We start from the raw sequence: 20,937 nt of genomic DNA, 5'->3' as shown, positions 1-20,937 counted from the left end.
CGGGTCTCCTCGGGGGCGGTTCAGGTTCGGGTCAGCCGGGGCGGCCGGTCACGGGTAGAGCCCGCGCGCCTGGTGGGCGAGCGCGACCCGCTCGACGGCGAGCGTGGTGGCGGCGGTCCGCAACGGGACGCCGAGCCTGCGGGCGTGGGCGGTCACCCGCTCCCACGCGCGGCCCATCCGGTCGGCGAGCCGCAGCTCGACCTCGTCCTCGCTCCACCAGTAGGCCTGGTTGGCCTGGACCCACTCGAAGTAGGACACGATCACGCCGCCCGCGTTGGCGAGGATGTCCGGGACCACCAGCACGCCGGCGGCCTCCAGGACGGCGTCGGCCTCCGGGGTGGTCGGGCCGTTGGCACCCTCGACCACGACGCGGGCGCGGACCCGGCCCGCGTTCTCGCGGTGGATCACGCCCTCGACCGCTGCCGGGACCAGCAGGTCGACGTCGAGCTCCAGCACCTCCGCGGCCGGGATCGCGTCGCCGCCGGCGAAGCCGGCGACGGTGCCGGTGGCGTCGACGTGCGCCTCGAGCGCCGCGACGTCGAGTCCGCGCGGGTCGGCGACGGCACCGTCGACGTCGCTGACCGCGACGACCCGGACGCCGGCGTCGGCGAGGAAGCGGGCGGCGCCGCGGCCGACCTTGCCGAAGCCCTGCACGGACGCGGTCGCGCCGGCCGGCTCGATGCCGACGTGGCGCAGCGCGGCCAGGGCGACGTGGACGACGCCGCGCGAGGTGGCGCTCGGGCGGCCGAGCGAGCCGCCGAGCTCCAGCGGCTTGCCGGTGGTCACGCCGAGGACGGTGTGGCCGCGCTGGACGGAGTAGGTGTCCATCAGCCAGGCCATGGCGCGCTCGTCGGTGCCGATGTCGGGCGCCGGGATGTCGTGGGCCGGGCCGATCACCGGGCTGATCTCACTGGTGTAGCGGCGCGTCACCCGCTCGAGCTCGGCGAGGGAGTACTGCCGCGGGTCGATGCGTACGCCGCCCTTCGCGCCGCCGTACGGCACGTCGAGCAGGGCGCACTTCCAGGTCATCCACATCGCCAGCGCGCGGACCTCGTCGAGGGTGACGTCCGGGCTGTAGCGCAGGCCGCCCTTGGCCGGGCCGCGGGAGAAGTTGTGCTGCACGCGGTGGCCGGTGAGCACCTCGATCCGCCCGTCGTCGCGGCGCAGCGGGATGCTGACGGTGACCTCGCGGCGCGGGGAGGCCAGCATCCGGTGGAGGCCCTCGTCGTAGCCGAGGACCTCGACCGCGCCCGCGAGCTGGGTGAGCGCGTCGGCGAGCGGCGTCTGCTCGACCGGCGCCCCGGCCAGGGCGTCGGCGACCGGCGCGGCCGTCACCGGACCTCCCCGAAGACCTCGTCGAGCACGTCGCAGGCCTCGGCAAGCAGCGCGTCGGTGATGGCCAGCGGCGGCAGGAAGCGCAGCACGTTGCCGTGGGTGCCGCAGGTCAGGACGACGACGCCTCGGGCGTGCGCGGCCGCAGCGACACGCTTGGTCAGGTCGGCGTCCGGCTCGGTGGTGCCGGGCACGACCAGCTCGACGGCCAGCATCGCCCCGCGGCCGCGGACCTCGCCGACCCGCGGGTCGCGCTGCTGCAGCGCGCGGAGCCGCCCGCCCAGGAGCCGGCCGATCTCCTCGGCACGCCCGAGCAGCCCCTCGGACTCGATGGTGTCGATCGTGGCGAGCGCGGCCGCGCAGGCGAGCGGGTTGCCGCCGTAGGTGCCGCCGAGGCCACCGGAGTGGACGGCGTCCATCATCTCGGCGCGGCCGGTCACGGCGCTGAGCGGCAGACCACCCGCGATCCCCTTGGCCGACACGACGAGGTCCGGCACCACGGCGTCGTGCTCGACGGCGAACATCTTCCCGGTGCGGGCGAACCCGGTCTGCACCTCGTCGGCGACGAAGACGACACCGTTGGCACGGCACCAGCTTGCCAGCGCCGACAGGAAGCCGGGGGCGGGCACGATGAAGCCGCCCTCGCCCTGGATCGGCTCGATGACCACGGCCGCGAGGTTGGTCGCGCCGACCTGGCTCTCGATCACGTCGATGGCGCGCTGCGCGGCGGTGTGGCCCTCGAGCCCGCCGTCGCGGAACGGGTAGGACAGCGGCGCCCGGTGGACGTCGGAGGCGAACGGCCCGAAGCCGTGCTTGTACGGCATGTTCTTGGCCGTCATCGCCATCGTGAGGTTGGTGCGGCCGTGGTAGGCGTGGTCGAAGACGACCACCGCGGTGCGGCCGGTGTACGCGCGAGCGACCTTGACGGCGTTCTCCACGGCCTCGGCGCCGGAGTTGAAGAGGGCGGTGCGCTTCTCGTGGTCGCCCGGAGTGAGCCGGTTCAGCGCCTCGGCGACCTCCACGTAGCCCTCGTAGGGCGTGACCATGAAGCAGGTGTGGGTGAAGGCGGCGGCCTGCTCGGTCACCGCCTCCACCACACGCGGCGCACTGTTGCCGACCGTGGTGACGGCGATGCCGGAGCCGAGGTCGATGAGCGAGTTGCCGTCGACGTCGACGAGCACACCACCGCCCGCCGCGGTGACGTAGACCGGCAGCGTGGTGCCGACGCCGGCGGCGACCGCGGCACCCTTGCGGTCCTGGAGCTCCCGCGACGCGGGCCCCGGGATCTCGGTGACCAGGCGGCGCTCCTGCGGCAGGGCGGGCCCGCCGGCGGTGCGCGGCGCGCTGGGTGCGGTCGGCTGGGCGGTCGCGGTCATGGCTGCTCCTCGTGCGTGCGGATCGGGTACGCGCACCGTAGGGCGGCCGTCGGAACCGGCACGATGTCGGTTGTGCACAATTTGCACAGGCTGCCTGTGCAAAACTGTCACCCGTGGTGACCGTGGCCGACCTGCTCGCCGTCGAGGGGCTCGGCCTCACCCTGCGGCACGCCGCCGACACCGGGGCGACCCTGCGCTGGGTGGCCACCAGCGAGCTCGTCGACCCCTCCCCGTTCCTCGAGGGCGGGGAGGTGCTGCTCACCACCGGCATCGAGACCGCCGCCTGGGCCGAGGAGTGGGAGCCGTACGCCGCACGGCTGGCCGGGCGCGGTGTGGTCGCCCTCGGGCTCGGCCTGGAGCTGACCCACGCCGTCACCCCGGAGGAGCTGGTCGAGGCCTGCCGCCGGCACCGGCTCACGCTCTTCGAGGTGCCACTGTCGACCTCCTTCGTGGCGGTGAGCCGGACCGCCGCCTCGCTGCTGCAGGCCGAGGAGGAGTCGGCGACCGCGCGGGGCCTGGAGCAGCAGCGGCTGCTGGTGCAGGCGGCGCTGCGCGAGGACGACCCGGGCGCCCTCGTGCGCCGGGTGGCGCAGGTCGGCGTGGCCGCCTGCACGGTCACCACCGACGGCGGGAGCGACCTCGGGCCGTTCGGCGACCGTCCCGAGGTCCTCGACCCGGTGGCGGTCCGCGAGTCGGTGGCCGGCATCCGCCGCCGGGGACTGCGGGCGGCGGCGAGCCACAGCACCCCGGCGGGGACGTTGCTGGTCCACCCGCTCGGGGTCCGGGGCCGCCCCTCGCGCTACCTCGTCGTCGGCTTCGCCGGCCACGTCACCGAGCAGCAGCGCGCCGCCGTCGCGACCGCAGTCGCCCTGGCCGGGCTGGCCGAGGAGCGCCACCGGACCGCCCGGGAGTCGGACCGGCGGTTGCGGGCTCGCGCGACCGAGCTGCTCGTGACCGGCGACCGACGGACCTGCGCCCTGGTCCTGGACCTGGTCTCACCGCCCCGGCCCCGCGTGCCGGGGTCGCTCGTCGTGCTGCGCGCCGCCGGGTCCGACGAGGACCTGGAGGACGCGCTCGGCGCGGTGGAGGTGGCCGGCGCCCTCGCGGGCGTCGTGGCCGGCGAGCTCGTCACGGTAGTCGGGCCGGCCCGGGCACGGCCCCTCGCCGAGGCGCTCGTCGCAGCAGGGCTACGGGTGGGCCTGGGCGAGACCGTGCCGGCCGACCGGGCGGCGTACGGCCACGAGACCGCGGGTCATGCTCTCGAGCTCACGACCACCGACTCGCCGGTGGCCTCGTGGGCAGAGACGGTCCACGAGGGCGTGCTCTCGCTGGTCGACCCGGACCGGGCGGCGGCGTTCGGGCAGGCGTTCCTCGGCGACCTCGCCGAGCGGGGCGACCACCTGGTCGAGACGCTGCGGTCCTTCCTCGTCCACCACGGGTCGCTGCTGAAGGTGGCCGCCGACCTCGGGGTGCACCGCAACACCGTGCGCCACCGCGTGGCCCAGGTCGAGGAGGTGCTGGGCAGGTCGCTCGCCGACCCGCAGGCGCGGGTCGACGCGTGGGTGGCGCTGCAGGCGCGGCCGTCAGCCGGCGACTGAGGCAACGAGCCAGCGCATGAACTCGCTGTTCGCGCGCAGCGCGTCGAGCGAGACCGCGTCGCGGTGGGCGGCGAACTTCGCCACGACCACCCGCGCGGTCGGGTCGACCCAGAGGTACTGGCCGTGGATGCCCGCGCCGTAGACCACGCCGTGGTCGTCGCCGGTGACCCACCACTGGCCGAGGTAGCTGCCGTTCGGGTGGACCTCCTGGAACGGGCTCCCCGCAGCCGCCTCCAGGCTGCCGCCCGCCAGCAGCTGCTGGATCCACGCCTCGGGCACGACCTGCCGGCCGTCGACCGCGCCGCCGTCGAGCACCAGCTGGCCGAAGCGGGCGAGGTCACGGGCGGTGCAGGCGACGCCGCCGTTGGCGAAGGCGAAGCCGCCCGGGTCGACGGTGATGACGGCGTCGTTCTCCGTCGGCACCAGCGACCACAGCTCGTCGGAGAGCACCTCGTGGTAGCGGCGGCCGGTGGCGCGCTCGACCACCCACGCTAGCGAGTCCGTCGTGGCCGAGCAGTACTGCAGGTGCCGGCCGTGCTCGCCCAGCCGCTTCAGCGTCGTCAGGAACTCGTAGGTGTCCGCCGGGTCGTCCGGGAGCCGGGGCCGCCAGCCGGCGACGCGGTCCTGCTGCGCGACGTGGGCGGCGGGGTCGTGGTAGGCCTCGACGTAGTCGACGGAGACCTGCATGTCGAGCGCCTGGCGGATGGTGGCGTCGCCGAACGCCGACCCTGCCAGGTCGGGCACGACGCTGCCGATGGTCGTCTCCTCCGTGACCACGCCCTGCCCGATGAGCCGACCGTAGAGCAGTCCGCAGAGGCTCTTCGAGATCGACATCAGCGTGTGCCTGGTGTCGACGGTCATGTCCTCGCCGTACCACTCACGCACCGGTACACCGTCGCGCAGCACCACGACCGCGCGGCTGCCGGTGGCCTCGACGAAGCCGTCGAACCGGGACCGGTCGAGGTCCCCGAGCCCGACCGCGCCACCTCCGGTCCGCTCGCCGCGGGAGACGACCGCGGTCGGGACGAGCTCGGTCAGGTGGCTGAAGCCCCACGCGTTCCACGGGCTGTCCTGCCAGTTGGTGAGGTTGACCTCGCCGGGAGCCGGGGGGTGGGCCAGGGCGTAGCCGGGTCGGCTGTTCACGTGAGGGAGTCCTCTCGGCTGGGAAGCAGGGAACGCAGGTTCTCGCTGTCGACGGACGGGCTGGCTGCGACGAGCTCGCGCGTGTAGTCGTGCCGGGGATCGGTGAGCACCTGCTCAGCGAGCCCCCGCTCGACGACGCGCCCGCGCAGCATCACGACCACCGACTCCGCGAGATAGCGGACGACGTCGAGGTCGTGGGAGATCATGATGAAGGTGAGGCCGTGCTCGGCCCGCAGGTCGCGCAGCAGGTTGAGGATCTGCGCCTGCACGGACACATCGAGCGCCGACGTCGGCTCGTCGAGGATGAGCAGCTCGGGTGAGGTGGCGAGCGCCCGGGCGATGCCGACGCGCTGGCACTGGCCGCCGGAGAGCTGGTGCGGCAGCCGGTCCCGGTGGGACGCGGCGAGGCCGACCTGCTCGAGCAGCTCCTCGACGCGGCGCTGCCGATCGGGCGCGCGCATCCGACCGTGCAGCTGCAGCGGCTCGGACACGGAGTCGGCGACGGTCATCCGCGGGTTGAGCGCCTGTACCGGGGTCTGGAAGACCATGCCGATCCGGCTGCGCATCCGCCGCCGCTCCCGGCCGTTCATCGTGCCCAGCTCGGTGTCGTCGAAGGTGACGGTCCCCGAGGTGGGGCGCAGCAGTCCGAGCATGCAGCGCACCAGTGTCGTCTTGCCCGAGCCGGACTCCCCCACCACACCGAGCGAGGTGCCTCGGTTGACGCTGACCGAGACGTGGTCGAGGGCGGTGTGGGAGGACCGGCGGGTGCGGAACTCGTGGACCAGCTCGTGGGTCGAGATCAGGGCGGTGCCTGTCACGGGGTCGGTCACAGCTCTGCGCTCCTCAGGCACGCCGTCTCGTGGGACGGGCTCAGCGGCGCCAGCGGCGGGTCGGTACGCCGGCACTCCTCGACCACGGCGAAGCAGCGGTCGGCGAACGCGCAGCCCTGCACGGCCAGCAGGTTGCCGGGGACCTGGCCGGGGATGGAGCTGAGCCGCTCGTCGGTGGCCGTCGGCAGCGCCCCGATCAGGCCCCGGGTGTAAGGGTGGCCCGGGGCGGCGAGCACGACGTCGGTCGGTCCCGTCTCGACCACGCGGCCGGCGTACAGCACCGCGACCCGGTCGCAGGTCGTGCGCACCACGCCGAGGTCGTGGGTGATGAGCAGGACGCTGAAGCCCAGCGAGCGCTGGAGCTCGAGGATCAGCAGCAGGATCTGGCGCGAGACGGTCACGTCGAGCGCGGTGGTCGGCTCGTCGAGGATCAGCAGCTGGGGCTCGCACAGCAGCGCCATGGCGATCATCGCCCGCTGCAGCATGCCGCCGGACAGCTCGTGCGGGTAGGCCCGCATCACCCGGTCGGTGTCGGTCAGCCCGACGTCGTGCAGCCGCTGCGCGATGAGGTCGCGGGCAGCGGCGCCGCGGAGGTTGCGGTGGCGCCGCAGCACCATCCGCATCTGGTCGCCCAGCGTGAAGAGCGGGTTGAACGCCGTGCCGGGGTTCTGGAACACGATGCTGACCGCGTCGCCCCGGTTGCGCGCCCGCTCCGCCTCGGGGAGGGCGAGCTGGTCGACGCCGTCGAACACGATCTGGCCGGTGGTACGGCAGCCTTGGGCAGGGAGCACGCCGAGGACGGCCTGCGCGGTGATCGACTTGCCGCAGCCGGTCTCCCCGACGATGCCGAGGACCTCGCCGCGGCCGACCTGGAGCTCGATCCCGCGGACCGGCCGGTTCGTGACGGCGCCGCGGTCGTGGAACTCGACCTGGAGGTCCTTGACCTCGAGGAGCGCGCCCGTGCGGGCCTCCGGGAGCCCCCGGTGCCGGGCAGGGGTGCTCACCGCTTCACCTTCCTCGGGTCGAGGACGTCGCGCAGGGCGTCGCCGAGCAGGTTGAACGCCAGCACGGTCACGAAGATCGCGAGGCCCGCGAAGGTCGAGATCCACCACGCCGTGAACAGCTGACCCCGGCCGTCGGCGACCATCAGGCCCCAGTCGGGGGACGGCGGCTGGGCGCCGAGGCCGATGAAGGCGAGCGACCCGGCCGCGAGCACGACGGTGCCGATGTCGACGGTGGCCTGCACGAGGACCGGCGTCATCGAGTTGCGGACGATGTGGCGCCGCAGGATGGTCCGCGACGGAACGCCGATCGCCTCGGCCGCGGTGACGAACGGCCGCTCGCGCAGCGAGCGCGCCTCGGCCCGGACGAGCCGGGCGTACCAGGGCCACCACGACACCGCGAGCGCGATGCCGGCGTTGAGGAGCCCGGGGCCGAGCAGGGCGACCACGATCATCGCGAGCAGCAGCGGCGGGAACGACTGGAACAGCTCGGTCACCCGCATCAGCACCTCGTCCAGCCAGCCGCCGCGGTAGCCGGCGACGGCACCGAGCGGCACGCCGATGAGGGCGGCGACGAGGACGACGGCCACCGAGACCATCAGCGCCGGCCGGGTGCCCATGATGACCCGGCTGAGCATGTCGCGGCCGAGGTCGTCGGTGCCGAACCAGTGCTGGGCGCTGGGCGGGAGGCTGGCGGTGGCGACGTTGGTGACGCCGCGGCCCTGGTCGGGGTACGGCGCCAGCCACGGGGCGAGCGCCGCGACGACGACGAGCAGCAGGATCAGCAGCGTGCCCAGCATCGCCAGCCGGTCCCGCGCGAGCGCGCGGAGCAGGTTGCGGACGCGGGTGGGCTGGGCGTCGAGAGCGGGGGACGGCTCAATCGCGACCTGGGCGGCCATGTCAGCTCCTCATCCGGGGGTCGAGCCGCGCCTGCAGGAGGTCCACGACGAGGTTGGTCACGAGGTAGCCAGCCGCGCCGAGCAGCGTGATCGCCATGATCACCGGGTAGTCGACCGCGAGCATGGCCTGCGTGGCGTAGGCGCCGATGCCGGGCCAGTTGTAGACGACCTCGACGAAGAACGTGCCGGTGAGTGCATAGGCGATCGAGAGGCCGAGCACGGTGAGCGTCGGCGACACGGCGTTCTTGAGGGTGAGCTTCCAGGTGATCAGCCGGTCGCTGAGGCCGTAGGCACGGGCCGTGAGCGTGAAGTCCTGGTCCAGCGCCTCGAGCATCGACGCCCGGGTCATCCGCGCGATCAGGCCGAGCGGGTACGCCGCGAGCGTGAGCGCGGGCAGGACGAGGTGCTCGAGGCCGTCGCGGAAGGCGACCCAGTTGCCGGTGAGCAGGCTGTCGAGCAGCGGGAAGTGGGTCACCGTGGCGATCGGGCTGCTGTAGGCGATGGTGGTGCTGAACTGGCCGGTCGCGTGGAGCAGGCCGAGCTGGCCGACGACGAGGACCTGGAGCAGCAGGCCGAGCCAGAACGCCGGCATCGAGATGCCGCCGATGCACAGGAAGCGGATCAGCCCGTCGAGGACCCCGCCCTGGCGGCGGGCGGCGACGACGCCGAGCGCGACGCCGAGGACGGCGGCCAGCGTCATGGCGGCGAAGATCAGCTCGAGCGTCGAGGGGAGCCGCTGCAGAATGTCGGGGAGCACCGGCTGCTTGGTGGCCAGCGAGACCCCGAGGTCGCCGGTGAGCAGCGAGGCGACGTAGTCGACGAACTGCACGGGAAGCGACCGGTCGAGGCCGAGCTCCTCGCGGATCCGGTCCAGCGTCTCGGGGGTGGCCTTGGGTCCGGCGTAGACGACCGCCGGGTCGGAGGGGACGACCCTCGACAGCACGAAGGTCAGCAGGGTCAGCGTGGCGAGGACCGCCGCCGAGGTGGCGATCCGCTTCGCGACGTAGAGGGTCATGGGGTCCTTCCACTCACCGGCTGCTCGAGGCGGGTCGGGGCCGGTCAGGGCCGGTCGGTTGGCGGGGGCGTCGACGACGATGATGCGCCGACGCCCCGCCGCCGGACGTCAGGCCGGGCGGAACCCGGCGAAGAACGTCGTGAACGGGTAGTTCTCGTTGAACTCCTGGGTCTCCAGGCCGCTCGGGACCACCGACACCGCCTGGGCGTCGTACAGGAACGCGCCCGGCGCCTCCTCGTGGAGCAGCTCCATCGCCTCGACGTAGAGCGCCTGCGCCTGGTCACGGTCGGTCGCGGTGAGGGTCGCGGCCTCGTCGATCAGGGCGTCGTACTTCTCGTTCTTCCAGTAGCTCAGGTTGAAGAACGGCACGTCGGAGCTGTGGAACAGCGAGTAGAGGTTGTCCGAGCCGGCGTCGGAGTAGGTCGGCCAGTAGTAGAGGACGAAGATGTCCTGGGCCTTGGCCGGGTCGGCCTTCGCCTCCTCCCACTGCTGGTTGAAGAGCTGCGCCTTGACCGTCACGTCGACGCCGATCTGTGCGAAGGCGTCCTTGATGAGCGGGACGAACCGGTCCTCGGCAGCGTTCTCGGAGGCGTAGGTCAGCGTCAGGTCGAAGCCGTCGGCGTGGCCGGCCTCGGCGAGCAGGTCCTTGGCCTTGTCGAGGTCCTGGCTGTACTGCGGGACCTCCTCGGAGAACGGGAAGATGCCGTCCGGCACGGGTCCGTGCGCCTGCGTGCCGTAGCCCTGGCCGCCGACCTGGATGATGTCCTCGTAGGGGATCGCCCAGGACAGTGCCTGGCGCACCTGCGGGTCGTCGAGCGGCGGGCGCGTCGTGTTGAAGAGCGCGAGGAAGTTGAACGGCGACTTCGAGACCTTCACGTTGTAGTCGTCGTTGCTCTCGAACGTCGACACGTTCTCCAGCGGCACCTGCGTGGAGTAGTCGACCTCCCCGGTGGTCAGCATCTGCTGCGCGGTGACCGCGTCGGAGGTGATGGCGATGTCGACGGTCTCGTACGTCGGCATCCGCTCCTCGTTCCAGTAGTCCTCGTAGCGCTCGAGGACGACCTTCTCGCCGGCGGTGTAGGAGGCGAGGGTGTAGGGACCGGTGCCGCCGTCGACGCCGGACTCGAAGAACTTCTCGTCCTTCTCGGCCTTCTCGAGCATCGAGGGGGCAACGATCCAGGCGCCGTACGTCGACGAGGCGATCAGGTCGACCGGGGCGGCGTAGCCGAGCTGGAGCTCGACGGTCATCTCGTCGGGGGTGCTGATCTTCTCGACCGGCGCCCAGATGAACGAGGCGCCCGCGCGCTCGCGGGCTGCGTCGAGGCTCGCCTTCACGGCAGCGGCGTCGACGGTCTCACCGGTGTGGAAGGTGACGCCCTCGCGGATGTCGAACGTCCAGGTGAGGCCGTCCTCGGAAACCTCCCAGCCGGTGGCGATGGCGGGGGTGTACTCCTCGGCGCTGCCCGCGGGGTTCTTCCACAGCAGCGGCTCGTAGAGGTTCCCGAGGTACATCGCCTCGGTGGAGAAGGACTTGACCGGGTCCCAGGTGGTCACGGAGGCCGACGAGGCGACGGTCAGGACGCTGGTGTCGGCGGCGGGACCCGCACCGCCTGCGGAGCTCTCCCCCGAGCAGGCGGCGACTGCTGACAGACCCACGGCCGAGAGGAGGGCTGCGACGAACTGGCGGCTCTTCATTGGACTTTCTCCTTGTGGAGGAACTGACGTGACGCCATTCTGGGAGCCACATCACATACCGTCCAATACTCAGGATGGCGTGTTCTCATACCTCGGAGGCATGATGGACCTGCGTCTGCTGCGGTACTTCCTCGCGATCGTGGACACCGGGTCGGTGACCGCGGCGTCGAAGGAGCTCTTCGTCGCGCAGCCGTCGCTGTCCCGCCAGCTCCGGCGGCTCGAGCACGACCTGCAGCTCCAGCTCTTCGCCCGCGTCGACCGTCGGCTGGTGCTCACCGACGTCGGCCGGCAGTTCGTGCCCATCGCCCGGGACCTGCTGGCGCGGGCCGCGCACGCCCGGACGATGGTGGGCGCCATCGCGGCCAGCTCGACGCCGGATCTCGTCGTCGCCGGCCCGACGACCACCATCAGCGACATCGTGGCCCCGTTCATCGCCTCCGGCGGGCCGGCGTCGCTCGCCAACGTCGTCGAGACCTCGCCCCAGGACGTCTACGAGGTGGTCGCCCGCGGGCAGGCCGACTTCGGCCTCGGCAGCTCGGTGCCCTCGCGGTCGCTCGAGGCCGAGGTGCTGGTCCGGGTCGAGGTCTGGGCGCAGGTCCCGCAGGACCACCCGCTCGGCGACCGCGGGCAGGTCGACCTCGCCGAGATCGTCACCCACCCGCTCGTCCACCTCGACACGAGCCACGCCGTGCGCCGCGCCTTCGACGCGGCCACCACCCGCGACGGCCTGACCTACGACGTCGTCGCCCAGGCCCGCTCCCCCCGGCTCGGGCAGGCGCTGGCCGCGGCCGGCCGCGGTGTCTGCATCACCTCCGACGACCCGCGCTACGACCTCGCCTCGCCGCAGATCATGGTCGACGGCGAGCCGCTGACCGTGACCCTCTACGCCGCCTGGGACCGCGACCACTACGCCGCGCGCCACATCCGAGAGACGGTCGCCCGGCTCCGGGAGTTCACCGCGGAGCGCTACGGCCACGCGTGACCTGCTTGTCCCCGTGAGCGGGGGGTCACGCGTGGCCGTACCGGGGTCCGGGCTCAGGACACGTCGAGCGTCACGTCGTCCACCACGAAAGAGGTCTGGAGCGAGTAGTCCTCCGACCCGGTGAGCCGCAGCGTGATCTCGGAGCCGGAGTACGCCTTCAGGTCGAAGGTGCGCAGCCGGTACCCGGACTCGTCGAGGTTCGACCAGGTCGCGAGCGTCAACGTCCCCGACGAGGTGACGACCTCGAGCCGCAGCGTGTCGTAGGCGACCGGCTCGGTCTCGGCGGAGTCGATCCGCAGGTACAGGTCCAGCTCGGCCGACGCGCAGCCCACGGGGATGGTCACGGTCTGGCTGAGGGTCTCGGTGTTGGTGTAGCCGAAGCCGTTGAGCCACGCCTTCCAGGTCCCGGTGCGCGCGGGCTGCAGCGCCTGCCGGTTGTCGATCACGCCCGGACTCGCGGACCAGGGCGCGGCCGTCCCGGTCTCGAAGCCCCCGTTCCCGATCAGCTGCGCGGCGGTGCAGCCGCCGCCACCGCCGCCGGTCATCGGGGCGAGCTTGCTGGCCTCCTTGACCACCGCACTGTAGGCGAACTCGTTGTTGTCGCTGAAGTAGTAGTAGGTGGCGCCGTTGGGCATCATCGCGACCGTGATGCCGCCGAAGCCGGACATGAACGGCACGTGGAACGGCGAGGTGTACGACGGGTCGTCGGCGCTCGTGTACTGCTTGGCCCAGACGCTGTTGTTGTAGGTGAAGCCGTTGCCGGTGGGGAGCCCGCGGTCGGTGGGCGTGCGCTGCATGCCGGCGTCGACGACCGCCTCGGACAGCAGCCGGGTGCCGGCGGGCGACTTCCCGTCGTCGTTGTTGAGGAGACGGGCGACCTTGGCGATGTTGTCCTGGGTCCAGAACATGCCGTAGCCGGCGAACGCCTGACCGGTCGCCGAGTTGTCGGTCCGCAGGCTGCTCCAGCTCTCGGCCGAGGTCTTGATCGGCTTCAGGACATCGTCGCGGAGCATCGCGAAGATGTCCGCGGAGGTGCCCTGCTTGCTCCTGAGGTACTGGTGCTGGGCGCGACCGAGCATGAACGTGTCGGAGGTGTGGTAGACCCACTGCGTCCCCGGCGCCACCTTCCGCGGGAAGCCATTGGCCGCGACGTCCATCTTGGTCGCGTACGGCTCGGCGACGAAGAAGTCGGTCATGGTCTGGCCGGCCTCGTCGACCTCGTAGCCAGGAGAGGTGTAGCTGCCGGTCGCCATGTCGGCGGCGTGGTCGAGCGTGACCCCGTTCCACTGGGGGCCGCTCGCCTCGGCGACGTGGGCGTTGACGGCCTGCTGCGGCACGGCGTCGCCGTACAGGTGGGCGAGCCGGGCCATCGCGACGGTGCCGAACATCGACTTCGCCGTCGAGTACGACGGGAGCAGCATCTGGTCGCAGAAGGCGTAGCTGCCCTGCCGGGTGCCGCAGGTGGAGACGTAGTTGACGCCCTTGTAGTAGAAGCCGTATGCGGTCATGTGGGCCGGCGTGACGCCCGACCCGAACCTGCTCATGTCGAGCCCGGCCGATGGGTAGTCGGTGGCCAGCGAGGAGATCGGCTTCGTCGGCAGCCGGTCGGCGACCTCGGCGGCGTAGGCGTCGCCGATCGCGGCTGCGCCGGGCATGGCGGTCTTGTTCCAGGTGGCGCTGACCTGGCCCCACATGTCGAACTTGTGGTACTCGCAGGTCTCCTGCGTTACCTGGTAGCGCACCTGCGAGGTGGTGCTGGCATCGAAGAGGAACGTCATCACGCCGTTGTGCACGCAGTTGGCGTTGCGCTCGACGAGCGCGAACGGGAAGGCGGCGCGGCTCTTGCCACCATCACCGCTCTCCTTCCAGACCCGGCCCGGGCTGACGACGTAGTTCCAGCTGGCGTTGCCCGTGATCCGCAACCCGCGGTCGGCGGGCACGAGGTGGCTGCCGTTCTGGACGAAGCGCAACGACATGGCCGGCAGGTGCTTGACCGTCTCCACCGTGCCGTAGCCGTAGGGGTCGCGGATCGGGGAGTAGCCGCCCGATGTCGCGACGTTCTGCAGCGTCAGGGTGCCGGTGAACTCGTGGGCGGGCGGAGCGGCGTTCGCTGGAAGCGCGAAGGCACTGTCGGCGACGGTCCCGGTGGGCGCCCCGGACGCGAGCTGGGACGCGGTGAGGACGGTGCGACTGACCTGGCCGGTGCCGGTGAGCGGGTCTCCGGCGACCGGCGTGCCGACCGCGTGGGCGGCCGGGCCGGGTGTCAGGACGGTCAGGGTGGCGGCCAGGGTGGCGGCCGTCGCAGCAAGCAGCGGGACCGCCGCCAGCCTGGCCGTGGGGCGTGCTCGCATGCTGCGCTCCTCCGGGGAGTCGGCGCTGTCCGCATGACCGCGCCGGATGCGAGTCACTGTGGCGGCTGCGCCCTCGTGCGGTCCAAGACCTGTGCCGCATCGGTGTCATGCCCGACCGACAGGCATGCCCGGTCCGTCGTGCCAGACGTTGTACCTTGAGCGGTCCCCGCTTATGGCTCGAAGGAGTGCCTCCGTGTCGCTCGATGCCTGGGTCACCCTGGCCGTGATCCTCGCGGTCCTCGTCCTCCTTGTCCGGGGCCGCACCTCGCCGGCCGTGGTCGTCTTCGGCGGCGCGGTCGCCGTGCTGATCCTCGGCGTGGTGGAGGCCGACGCGGCGTTCTCCGGGTTCTCCAACTCGGCGCCGATCACGGTCGCCGCCCTGTACGTCGTGGCGGCCGGGATCGAGAAGACCGGAGCGTTGACCCCGGTCATGCAGAGCACGCTGGGTGAGCGGGGCTTCTACCGCCGGCCGCTGGTGCGGACGCTGCTGCCGACGGCGGGTGCGTCGGCGTTCCTCAACAACACCCCGATCGTCGCGATGCTGATCCCGCAGGTGACGACGTGGGCGCAGCGGCGCGGCGTGGCCGTCTCCAAGCTGCTGATGCCGGTCTCGTTCGCCGCGATCCTCGGCGGCCTGATCACCGTCATCGGCACCTCGACCAACCTGGTCGTGTCGGGGCAGATGGGAAGCCTGGGCCTCCGCGAGATCGGCTTCTTCGAGATCGGCCTGCTCGGCCTGCCGATCGCCCTGGTCGGCCTCGCCGCCGTGATCGCGCTCGGCCCGCGGGTGCTGCCCGACCGCCGCTCGGTCCGGACCGAGATGGAGGAGGAGGGACGCCGGTTCGCGGTCGAGATGATCGTCGAGCCCGGCGGCCCAGTCGACGGCAAGACCGTCGCCGAGGCGAACCTGCGCCACCTGTCCGGGATCTTCCTGACCTCCGTCGACCGCGGCGACACCACCATCGCGCCGGTGCGGCCCGAGACCGTGCTGCGCGGCGGGAACCGGCTCCACTTCGTCGGGCAGGTCGACCGGATCGTCGACCTCCAGGAGATGCGCGGGCTGCGGTCCGCGGAGCTCGAGCACGTCCTCGACCTCGACGACCCGTCCGTGCGCTACTTCGAGGTCGTCGTGGGCTCGCGGTCCCCGCTGGTCGGCCGCACCCTGCGCGACGTCGGCTTCCGGTCGGCGTACCAGGCGGCGGTGCTGGGCATCCACCGCTCGGGCCACCTGGTCGAGGGTCGGCTCGGCACCACCACGATCCGGGTGGGCGACACGCTCGTCCTGGTCTCGGACCCCGGGTTCAAGGACCGGTGGCGGGACCGCGCCGACTTCCTCGTCGTCGCCGAGCTGGAGGGGACGCCGCCGGTCGCGACGAAGAAGGCGTGGCTGCCGGTCGGCCTGCTGCTCGGCGTCGTCGTGCTCGCCGCCACCGAGGTCGTCCCGATCCTCGAGGGCGCGCTGGTCGCCGCCCTGGTGCTCGTCGGAGCCCGCGTGCTGTCACCGCTGGAGGCGAGACGGGCCATCGACATCGAGGTCATCGTCGTCATCGCCTCGGCGTTCGGGCTGGCGGCCGCGATGGCCGAGTCGGGGCTCGCCGACACCATCGCGTCGGGGCTGGTCGACGCGTTCGGCGGGATGGGTGACCGCGGCGTGCTGCTCGGCCTGGTCCTCGCGACCGTGGTCCTCACCGAGCTGATCACCAACAACGCGGCCGCCCTGCTGATGCTGCCCATCGCCGTGCAGGCGGCGGGCGCCGCCGGCCTCGACCCGCGCGGCGCGGCCATCGCGATCGCGGTCGCCGCGTCGGCGTCGTTCCTGTCACCGATCGGCTACCAGACCAACATGATGGTCTACGGCCCCGGCGGCTACCGGTTCGGCGACTACGCCCGGCTGGGCTGGGTGCTGACGGTGACGGTCATCGGCGCGACCGTCGTGCTGACCCCGATGCTCTGGACGGCGTGAGTTCGCGCGCCGGACGTCGCGCTACCACCGGGCGAAAAACTTGAGTAATTCACTCTAGATTGTCTATTCTGAGTCGTCGCCACGACGATCAGGGGGACAGATGGGGTTCGACATCCAGGCGATCCTGCGCCGGACCACGCAAGTGCTGTCGGCCAGGGCCGGACAGCAGGGCGCAGTCGCGAACGCCCGTGCGGCCGCGACCGACCTGGCCCGCCGCCGCCTCGAGCACGAGGAGGTCGAGCTCTACCTCCGCCGGCGGCGGGCGGCTGCGCCCGCTCCGCGCGCACGGCGCGCCGCCCTCTAGGACAGCGACTGGTAGCAGAACGGTTCTTCACGCCCGGCACGACCACGTCCGCGGAGCTCCGGCCCAGGGCGGCGTACCGCTCGAGCACGGAGGGCGGTCCCGGACAGGCAGAGCCACCGGGCGAGACGCCTCCCCCTGCTGGTCGACCCCGTGCGGGACGGTCACGCCCCCCGGAACGCCCTAGCCGCGCCGATAGGTGGGGGTCCCGAGCGCCAGGAGAAGAAGCGTCGCCCCTGCCGCGACGAGGATGGCGGTCGCGGTGGCCGATCCGCCGCCACCGAGGCCTCCGACGAGCAGGCTCCCCAGGGCCGCCGTTCCCTGTTGCAGGAACTCCAGCAGCGCGGTCGCCGATCCGGCCCGCTCGCCGTGCCTGGTCAGCGCGAGCGCGAAGGTGTTCGGCGCGATCATGCTGACCGTCGCCAGCAACAGCCACACCACGCCGAGGAGTCCGACCAGCCCACCCGCCCCGCTTCTCATGATCACCATCAGCAGGACCGCGAGGACGAGCGCGGCCGGCGTGGCGACCCGCACCACCTGCAGAGGCTCGACCGTACGGACCACGACGGCGTTGACCTGGAACCCGCTCATGAGAGCCGCGCTCATCAGCGCGACGACGAGGCCGAAGCGCTCCTGGCTCAGGCCGTACTCGACCTGGAGGGTGAAGGGCGACCCGACGATCCAGCTGATGATCACGCCCCAGGCCAGACCGCCGAGGACGGCGAGCACCACGAACCGACGGTCCCGGGCCAGCGCGGCGTAGCCGCGCAGCGCCGGGCCGATGCCGCCGGCGCGGCGGGCCTCACGCGGCAGCGTCTCCGGCAGCCAGCGCCAGACCACGGCCAGGACGGCCGCACCGGCGAGAGCCAGCACTCCGAAGACCGCCCGCCACCCTGCGGCGCCGGCGATCATGCCACCCAGCCACGGTGCGATCAGCGGGGTCACCGCGAACACCAGCATCAACCGCGAGATCACCCGCGCTGCAGCGCTGTCCGAGCACCGGTCGCGGACGACAGCCATGGCGGTGAGGCCACAGGCAGCCACCGCAACACCCTGCAGGAGCCGGAGGCCCACCAGCGCCCCGACCGTGGGGGCGAGCATGCATCCCACGGAGGTGACCACGTGCACGACCAGGCCGACCAGCGCCGGCAATCGCCGGCCGTACCGGTCCGAGAGCGGGCCGACGACCAGCTGGCCGGCTGCGGCGCCGATCAGGCCTGCCGAGATCGTGGCCTGAGCGGCAGCCGGCGATGTTCCCAGGTCCCGCGCCACGGCCGGCAGCGACGGAAGGTACAGGTCGACCGTCACTCCGCCGAGGACGATCATCCCGCCCAGCAGGAGGACCAGACCTCCCGACGGCGGCGCGGACGCCCGGTGTCCTACCTGGGTCTCCTGCGACATGGCACGGTCCCGGCTCAGCGGTGCTCGGAGACGGCGAAGATCTCCTCGGCGACCAGCCCGTGTGCCTCGCGATGCACGGCGGCAGCGTCCTCGGCCCGGTCGGCCTCGACCAGGCAGAAGATCTTCTCGCCGGTCTCGTCGATCCAGTAGCGCAGGTAGCTCACGCCGTACTTGTCCTGGACGGCAAGGTCCGCCTGGTGTGCCTGCGCGGCTGCCGCCGCGTCGACGCCGCCCTCGATCGTGTGGATGTCCATGAAGAGGGCCATGGCCGGTCTCCTTCTCGCGTCGTGTCGGTCCTTCGACGCTAGGGCCACCGGCCGCGGGTGACGTCCGTGGAGACCACTCAAGAGTTTGCAAGCGCTACTCAGGAATGAGTCTGTCGCAGTCCAGCAGGCCCTGCTCGCGCGCCTTCCGGACCGCAGCCTCACGACTGCCGGCGTCGAGCTTGTGCAGGATGGCCGTGACGTGGTTCTCGGCTGTGCGCGGGGAGACGAACAACCGGTCCGCGATTTCGGCGTTGCTGAGGCCCTCGGCGAGAAGCGCCATCACCTCGGACTGCCGGGTCGTCAGCCCCGCAGCATGGGTGCGCGCGGCCCGGGAGGTCCCGCGCGGGGCGCGGAAACCCCGCTGCTGCAGCTCGCGCCGGATCCGGCGCGCGGCGCCGTCGGCGCCGAGATCCTCGACGATGCGCAGCGCCCCGACGGCCTGGGCGTCGTCGCCGTGCAGCAGAGCCATCGCCTGGTCGTAGCCGGCCCCTTGCGCGGCCCAGAAGTGCGCGGCGCGCTCCGGTTGACCGCGCATCGTCCAGCCGTACCAGTCCAGGACCGACGTCGGCACTGTGGTGAGGCGGCCGAGCTTCCACATCCAGAAGGCGAACGCCCCGCTCGGCCAGCGCGCACCGCTGCGACGCCCACGCTCGAGGACCCCGTCGAGCTCGCCGAGCCATTCCGGGTCCTCCTCGCCGGTCAGCCACAGGAACTCCGCCACGACCCCCGCCGCAGGATCGAGGAGCCTGAGCTGGTCCCACTGCCGAGCCAGCGTCCACGCGTGCCGCACCGCGGCGGCCGCAGCCGACCCCCGTTGCCGCATCGCGATCGTGGCGAGGATCCGCGCCGCTGTCGGCTCCACGTCGGCTCCCCTGCCGAGCAGCTCCGAGGCCTCCTCCTCTGCAGCCGTCCACTCCCCGATCCACATCAGCAGCTCGGCCCGCATGACCCGCGCGAACGACTCCTGGGGCCGCAGCTCGTAGCGGGCCGCGGCCGCCAGGCCCCGCTCGACCAGGTCGAGGGCGCGACGCAGGTCCCGCACGTCCGCGGTCTTCCCGGCGAGGATCATCAGGGCCTCGGTCTCCTCGAAGTGGTCACCGCTGACGGAAGCCCGGGCATGGGCACGTTCCATCAGCGGGATGCCCCGCGGGTCGCCGGCGTTGTGCAGGAAGATCCCCTTCAGGGTCAGGGCGTTGGCGGCGTTGCGCTCGTCGCCGGCGGCCTCGGCGAGGTCGATCGCCCGGTCCAGGGCGATGGCCGGTTCAGCCTGCTCGTCACCGTGGCGGAGCAGGTGCAGGCGGGCTCGCTCGGTCAGTGCGAAGGCGAGGTCCGCTCCGGGTGGCCGCTCTTCGAGGACCGCGACCGCCTCCTCGGCGGCGGCGTCGGCCTCGCGCGGACGCCCGGCGTTCTCGAGCACCATGACACCCCGTGCCACCGCCCTGGCTGCGGCACCGGGGGAGCCAGCCTGCCGCCACAGGTCCACCGTCCGGGGCAGCGCAGCCATGGCGTCGTCGGGGTAGCCGTGCTGCGCCGCCGTCCGCAACCAGTCCTCCGCCAGGCCGGCGGCCTCGTCGACAGGCATCCGGTCGAGGAGCGGCGCGATCGCGCGGAAGTGGGTGATCGCTTCACGAGGGCTGGACGCCGCCATCGCGGCCCGGGCCGCCCGCGGTCCGAAGGCGATGAGCGTGGCGTCGTCACCGACTGCGCGGGCATGGTGCACGACCCGAGCGGCCTCCCCCTCGTCGCCGAGGTAGGCCAGCACCTGGTGGTGGAGCCGGCGCCGGCGGTCGCCCGGCAGCGAGGACTCGACCACCCGGCGCTGGATCTCGTGCCGGAAGCGAACCCCGTCGGAGTCCACCCGCAGCAGGCCCCGTCGTACGCCGTCCTCGACGTCGGCCCCGGCCGGCGGCAGCACCGCCTCCACCAGCGGCCACTCGGCGCCGCCCGGGTGGATGGACACCAGCTCGGCCAGCCAGCGGGCCGGTGGGCTCAGGTGCGACAGACGTGCGAGCACGGTGTCCTCGACAGAACGCGGCGCCACAAGTGTCTCGGAGGCCAGAAGCTCGGTGACGAAGAGCGCGTTGCCGCCGGTGACGGCGAGCAGCTGTGACGGCTCGACCGGAACGTCAGCCGCCAACGCAGTGACGGCGGCCAGGGAGAGCGGTGGGAGAGCGATCCGCTCGACGTTCGACGGCGGCAGCTCCCCGACGATCTGCCGCAACGGATGGTCGGCATCCACATCGTGATCGCGGTAGGTCAGCACGAGCAGCCCCCGGGTCCTCGTGATCCGCCGCCCCAGGAATCCGATGACGTCCAGCGTTGCCTCGTCCGCCCAGTGCGCGTCCTCGACCACCAGCACCGCAGGCTCCGCGGGCGGGGACAACAGGTCCAGCAGCGCTTCCATCACCGCCGTGCGCTTCCCCAGCAGGAGGGCCGCCGCCACGGCAGGGCTTCCCCTCGCCACGTCCCGGACCGGACCGAGCGGCTGCGGAGTCCCCAGCGGGTCGCACCACCCCACGTGCACCAGCGCACTCCCGGCGGCGTCTGTGACGAACGCGTCGACCAGGGCGCTCTTGCCGATCCCCGCCTCACCGCGAACGAGGACGACCCGCCCCTCGCCCTGTCGGGCGCCCGCCAGCAGGACGTCGAGCCGAGCGATCTCCGGCTCCCGCCCCACCAGCGACGCAGCGTCCATGCCTGCACCGTATGACCTGTGCCGCACACGCCACTACGTCTCGGCGGCAGTCGTAACGGGCTCTCACCGGAACTGGGATTCGACTCCGA

General features: G+C 72.4%; 16 protein-coding genes. 4 read left to right on the top strand and 12 right to left on the bottom strand.

Annotated elements, in window-relative coordinates; genetic code table 11:
* Positions 1–48 precede the first annotated feature (48 nt).
* Together ACFP2E_RS10140 and gabT are read right to left on the bottom strand one after the other, a co-directional pair.
* On the bottom strand, positions 49–1,335 hold the full coding sequence (locus tag ACFP2E_RS10140; protein WP_378522483.1) for a Glu/Leu/Phe/Val dehydrogenase: 1,287 nt from the start codon (positions 1,333–1,335) through the stop codon (positions 49–51).
* Positions 1,332–2,708, bottom strand: coding sequence for a 4-aminobutyrate--2-oxoglutarate transaminase (gene gabT / locus ACFP2E_RS10135; protein WP_378522482.1), 1,377 nt, complete (start codon positions 2,706–2,708; stop codon positions 1,332–1,334). Before gabT ends, ACFP2E_RS10140 begins: the two co-directional genes overlap by 4 nt.
* 113 nt (positions 2,709–2,821) lie before the next feature.
* On the opposite strand from gabT, the gene ACFP2E_RS10130 reads away from it, so the two are divergent.
* Complete coding sequence (locus tag ACFP2E_RS10130; RefSeq protein ID WP_378522481.1) at positions 2,822–4,306, top strand: PucR family transcriptional regulator; 1,485 nt, start codon at positions 2,822–2,824, stop codon at positions 4,304–4,306.
* Here the strand turns inward: ACFP2E_RS10130 and ACFP2E_RS10125 are convergent.
* The 6 genes from ACFP2E_RS10125 to ACFP2E_RS10100 all read right to left on the bottom strand — a co-directional run bounded on the left by ACFP2E_RS10125 (position 4,292) and on the right by ACFP2E_RS10100 (position 10,889).
* Complete coding sequence (locus ACFP2E_RS10125) at positions 4,292–5,449, bottom strand: serine hydrolase domain-containing protein (RefSeq protein ID WP_378522480.1); 1,158 nt, start codon at positions 5,447–5,449, stop codon at positions 4,292–4,294. The genes ACFP2E_RS10130 and ACFP2E_RS10125 overlap by 15 nt on opposite strands.
* Positions 5,446–6,279 (bottom strand): ABC transporter ATP-binding protein, encoded by an 834-nt coding sequence (locus ACFP2E_RS10120; RefSeq protein WP_378522479.1) that lies wholly within the window; start codon positions 6,277–6,279, stop codon positions 5,446–5,448. Before ACFP2E_RS10120 ends, ACFP2E_RS10125 begins: the two co-directional genes overlap by 4 nt.
* Positions 6,276–7,283 (bottom strand): ABC transporter ATP-binding protein, encoded by a 1,008-nt coding sequence (locus tag ACFP2E_RS10115; RefSeq protein WP_378522478.1) that lies wholly within the window; start codon positions 7,281–7,283, stop codon positions 6,276–6,278. The genes ACFP2E_RS10120 and ACFP2E_RS10115 overlap by 4 nt, the downstream gene beginning before the upstream one ends.
* Positions 7,280–8,179, bottom strand: a complete 900-nt coding sequence (locus tag ACFP2E_RS10110; RefSeq protein WP_378522477.1) for an ABC transporter permease — start codon at positions 8,177–8,179, stop codon at positions 7,280–7,282. The genes ACFP2E_RS10115 and ACFP2E_RS10110 overlap by 4 nt, the downstream gene beginning before the upstream one ends.
* A gap of 1 nt (position 8,180) precedes the next feature.
* Positions 8,181–9,194 carry an ABC transporter permease gene (locus ACFP2E_RS10105; RefSeq protein ID WP_378522476.1) on the bottom strand — a complete coding sequence of 338 codons (1,014 nt, stop codon included), beginning with the start codon at positions 9,192–9,194 and terminating at the stop codon, positions 8,181–8,183.
* 108 nt (positions 9,195–9,302) lie between these two features.
* Entirely contained in the window at positions 9,303–10,889 is a 1,587-nt protein-coding gene (locus ACFP2E_RS10100) for an ABC transporter substrate-binding protein (protein WP_378522475.1), read from the bottom strand.
* Positions 10,890–10,989: 100 nt separating this feature from the next.
* Between ACFP2E_RS10100 and ACFP2E_RS10095 the strand changes: the two genes are divergently transcribed.
* The gene (locus ACFP2E_RS10095) at positions 10,990–11,871 is read left to right on the top strand and encodes a LysR family transcriptional regulator (protein ID WP_378539329.1); all 882 of its coding nucleotides are present in this window, start codon (positions 10,990–10,992) and stop codon (positions 11,869–11,871) included.
* A gap of 53 nt (positions 11,872–11,924) precedes the next feature.
* Here the strand turns inward: ACFP2E_RS10095 and ACFP2E_RS10090 are convergent, their stop codons facing one another.
* Positions 11,925–14,222, bottom strand: a complete 2,298-nt coding sequence (locus tag ACFP2E_RS10090; RefSeq protein ID WP_378522473.1) for a hypothetical protein — start codon at positions 14,220–14,222, stop codon at positions 11,925–11,927.
* Positions 14,223–14,415: 193 nt separating this feature from the next.
* Here ACFP2E_RS10090 and ACFP2E_RS10085 point away from each other — a divergent pair, with 193 nt between their 5' ends.
* Positions 14,416–16,185: an SLC13 family permease gene (locus ACFP2E_RS10085; RefSeq protein WP_378522472.1), complete on the top strand. Its 1,770-nt coding sequence runs from the start codon at positions 14,416–14,418 to the stop codon at positions 16,183–16,185.
* Between the two features lie 100 nt (positions 16,186–16,285).
* Entirely contained in the window at positions 16,286–16,489 is a 204-nt protein-coding gene (locus tag ACFP2E_RS10080) for a hypothetical protein (RefSeq protein WP_378522471.1), read from the top strand.
* Positions 16,490–16,669: 180 nt separating this feature from the next.
* Here the strand turns inward: ACFP2E_RS10080 and ACFP2E_RS10075 are convergent, their stop codons facing one another.
* The 3 genes from ACFP2E_RS10075 to ACFP2E_RS10065 form a co-directional block, all read right to left on the bottom strand.
* Entirely contained in the window at positions 16,670–17,887 is a 1,218-nt protein-coding gene (locus ACFP2E_RS10075; protein ID WP_378522470.1) for a multidrug effflux MFS transporter, read from the bottom strand.
* Positions 17,888–17,901: 14 nt separating this feature from the next.
* The gene (locus ACFP2E_RS10070) at positions 17,902–18,153 is read right to left on the bottom strand and encodes a nickel-binding protein (RefSeq protein WP_378522469.1); all 252 of its coding nucleotides are present in this window, start codon (positions 18,151–18,153) and stop codon (positions 17,902–17,904) included.
* 94 nt (positions 18,154–18,247) lie between these two features.
* Positions 18,248–20,848, bottom strand: coding sequence for an ATP-binding protein (locus ACFP2E_RS10065; protein WP_378522468.1), 2,601 nt, complete (start codon positions 20,846–20,848; stop codon positions 18,248–18,250).
* Between the last annotated feature and the right edge of the window lie 89 nt (positions 20,849–20,937).

This window comes from Nocardioides sp. GCM10027114, assembly GCF_042659625.1.
In the GTDB taxonomy this organism is placed as follows: domain Bacteria; phylum Actinomycetota; class Actinomycetes; order Propionibacteriales; family Nocardioidaceae; genus Nocardioides.
The sequence above is the reverse complement of the archived record's forward strand: the minus strand, read 5'-3'. Positions and strand labels throughout refer to the sequence as shown.

Coding starts and splice junctions, on each gene's coding strand:
- gabT (WP_378522482.1), bottom strand. CDS start 2,708: ATGACCGCGACCGCCCAGCCGACCGCACCCAGCGCGCCGCGCACCGCC.
- ACFP2E_RS10110 (WP_378522477.1), bottom strand. CDS start 8,179: ATGGCCGCCCAGGTCGCGATTGAGCCGTCCCCCGCTCTCGACGCCCAG.
- ACFP2E_RS10105 (WP_378522476.1), bottom strand. CDS start 9,194: ATGACCCTCTACGTCGCGAAGCGGATCGCCACCTCGGCGGCGGTCCTC.
- ACFP2E_RS10100 (WP_378522475.1), bottom strand. CDS start 10,889: ATGAAGAGCCGCCAGTTCGTCGCAGCCCTCCTCTCGGCCGTGGGTCTG.
- ACFP2E_RS10095 (WP_378539329.1), top strand. CDS start 10,990: ATGATGGACCTGCGTCTGCTGCGGTACTTCCTCGCGATCGTGGACACC.
- ACFP2E_RS10090 (WP_378522473.1), bottom strand. CDS start 14,222: ATGCGAGCACGCCCCACGGCCAGGCTGGCGGCGGTCCCGCTGCTTGCT.
- ACFP2E_RS10080 (WP_378522471.1), top strand. CDS start 16,286: ATGGGGTTCGACATCCAGGCGATCCTGCGCCGGACCACGCAAGTGCTG.
- ACFP2E_RS10075 (WP_378522470.1), bottom strand. CDS start 17,887: ATGTCGCAGGAGACCCAGGTAGGACACCGGGCGTCCGCGCCGCCGTCG.
- ACFP2E_RS10070 (WP_378522469.1), bottom strand. CDS start 18,153: ATGGCCCTCTTCATGGACATCCACACGATCGAGGGCGGCGTCGACGCG.
- ACFP2E_RS10065 (WP_378522468.1), bottom strand. CDS start 20,848: ATGGACGCTGCGTCGCTGGTGGGGCGGGAGCCGGAGATCGCTCGGCTC.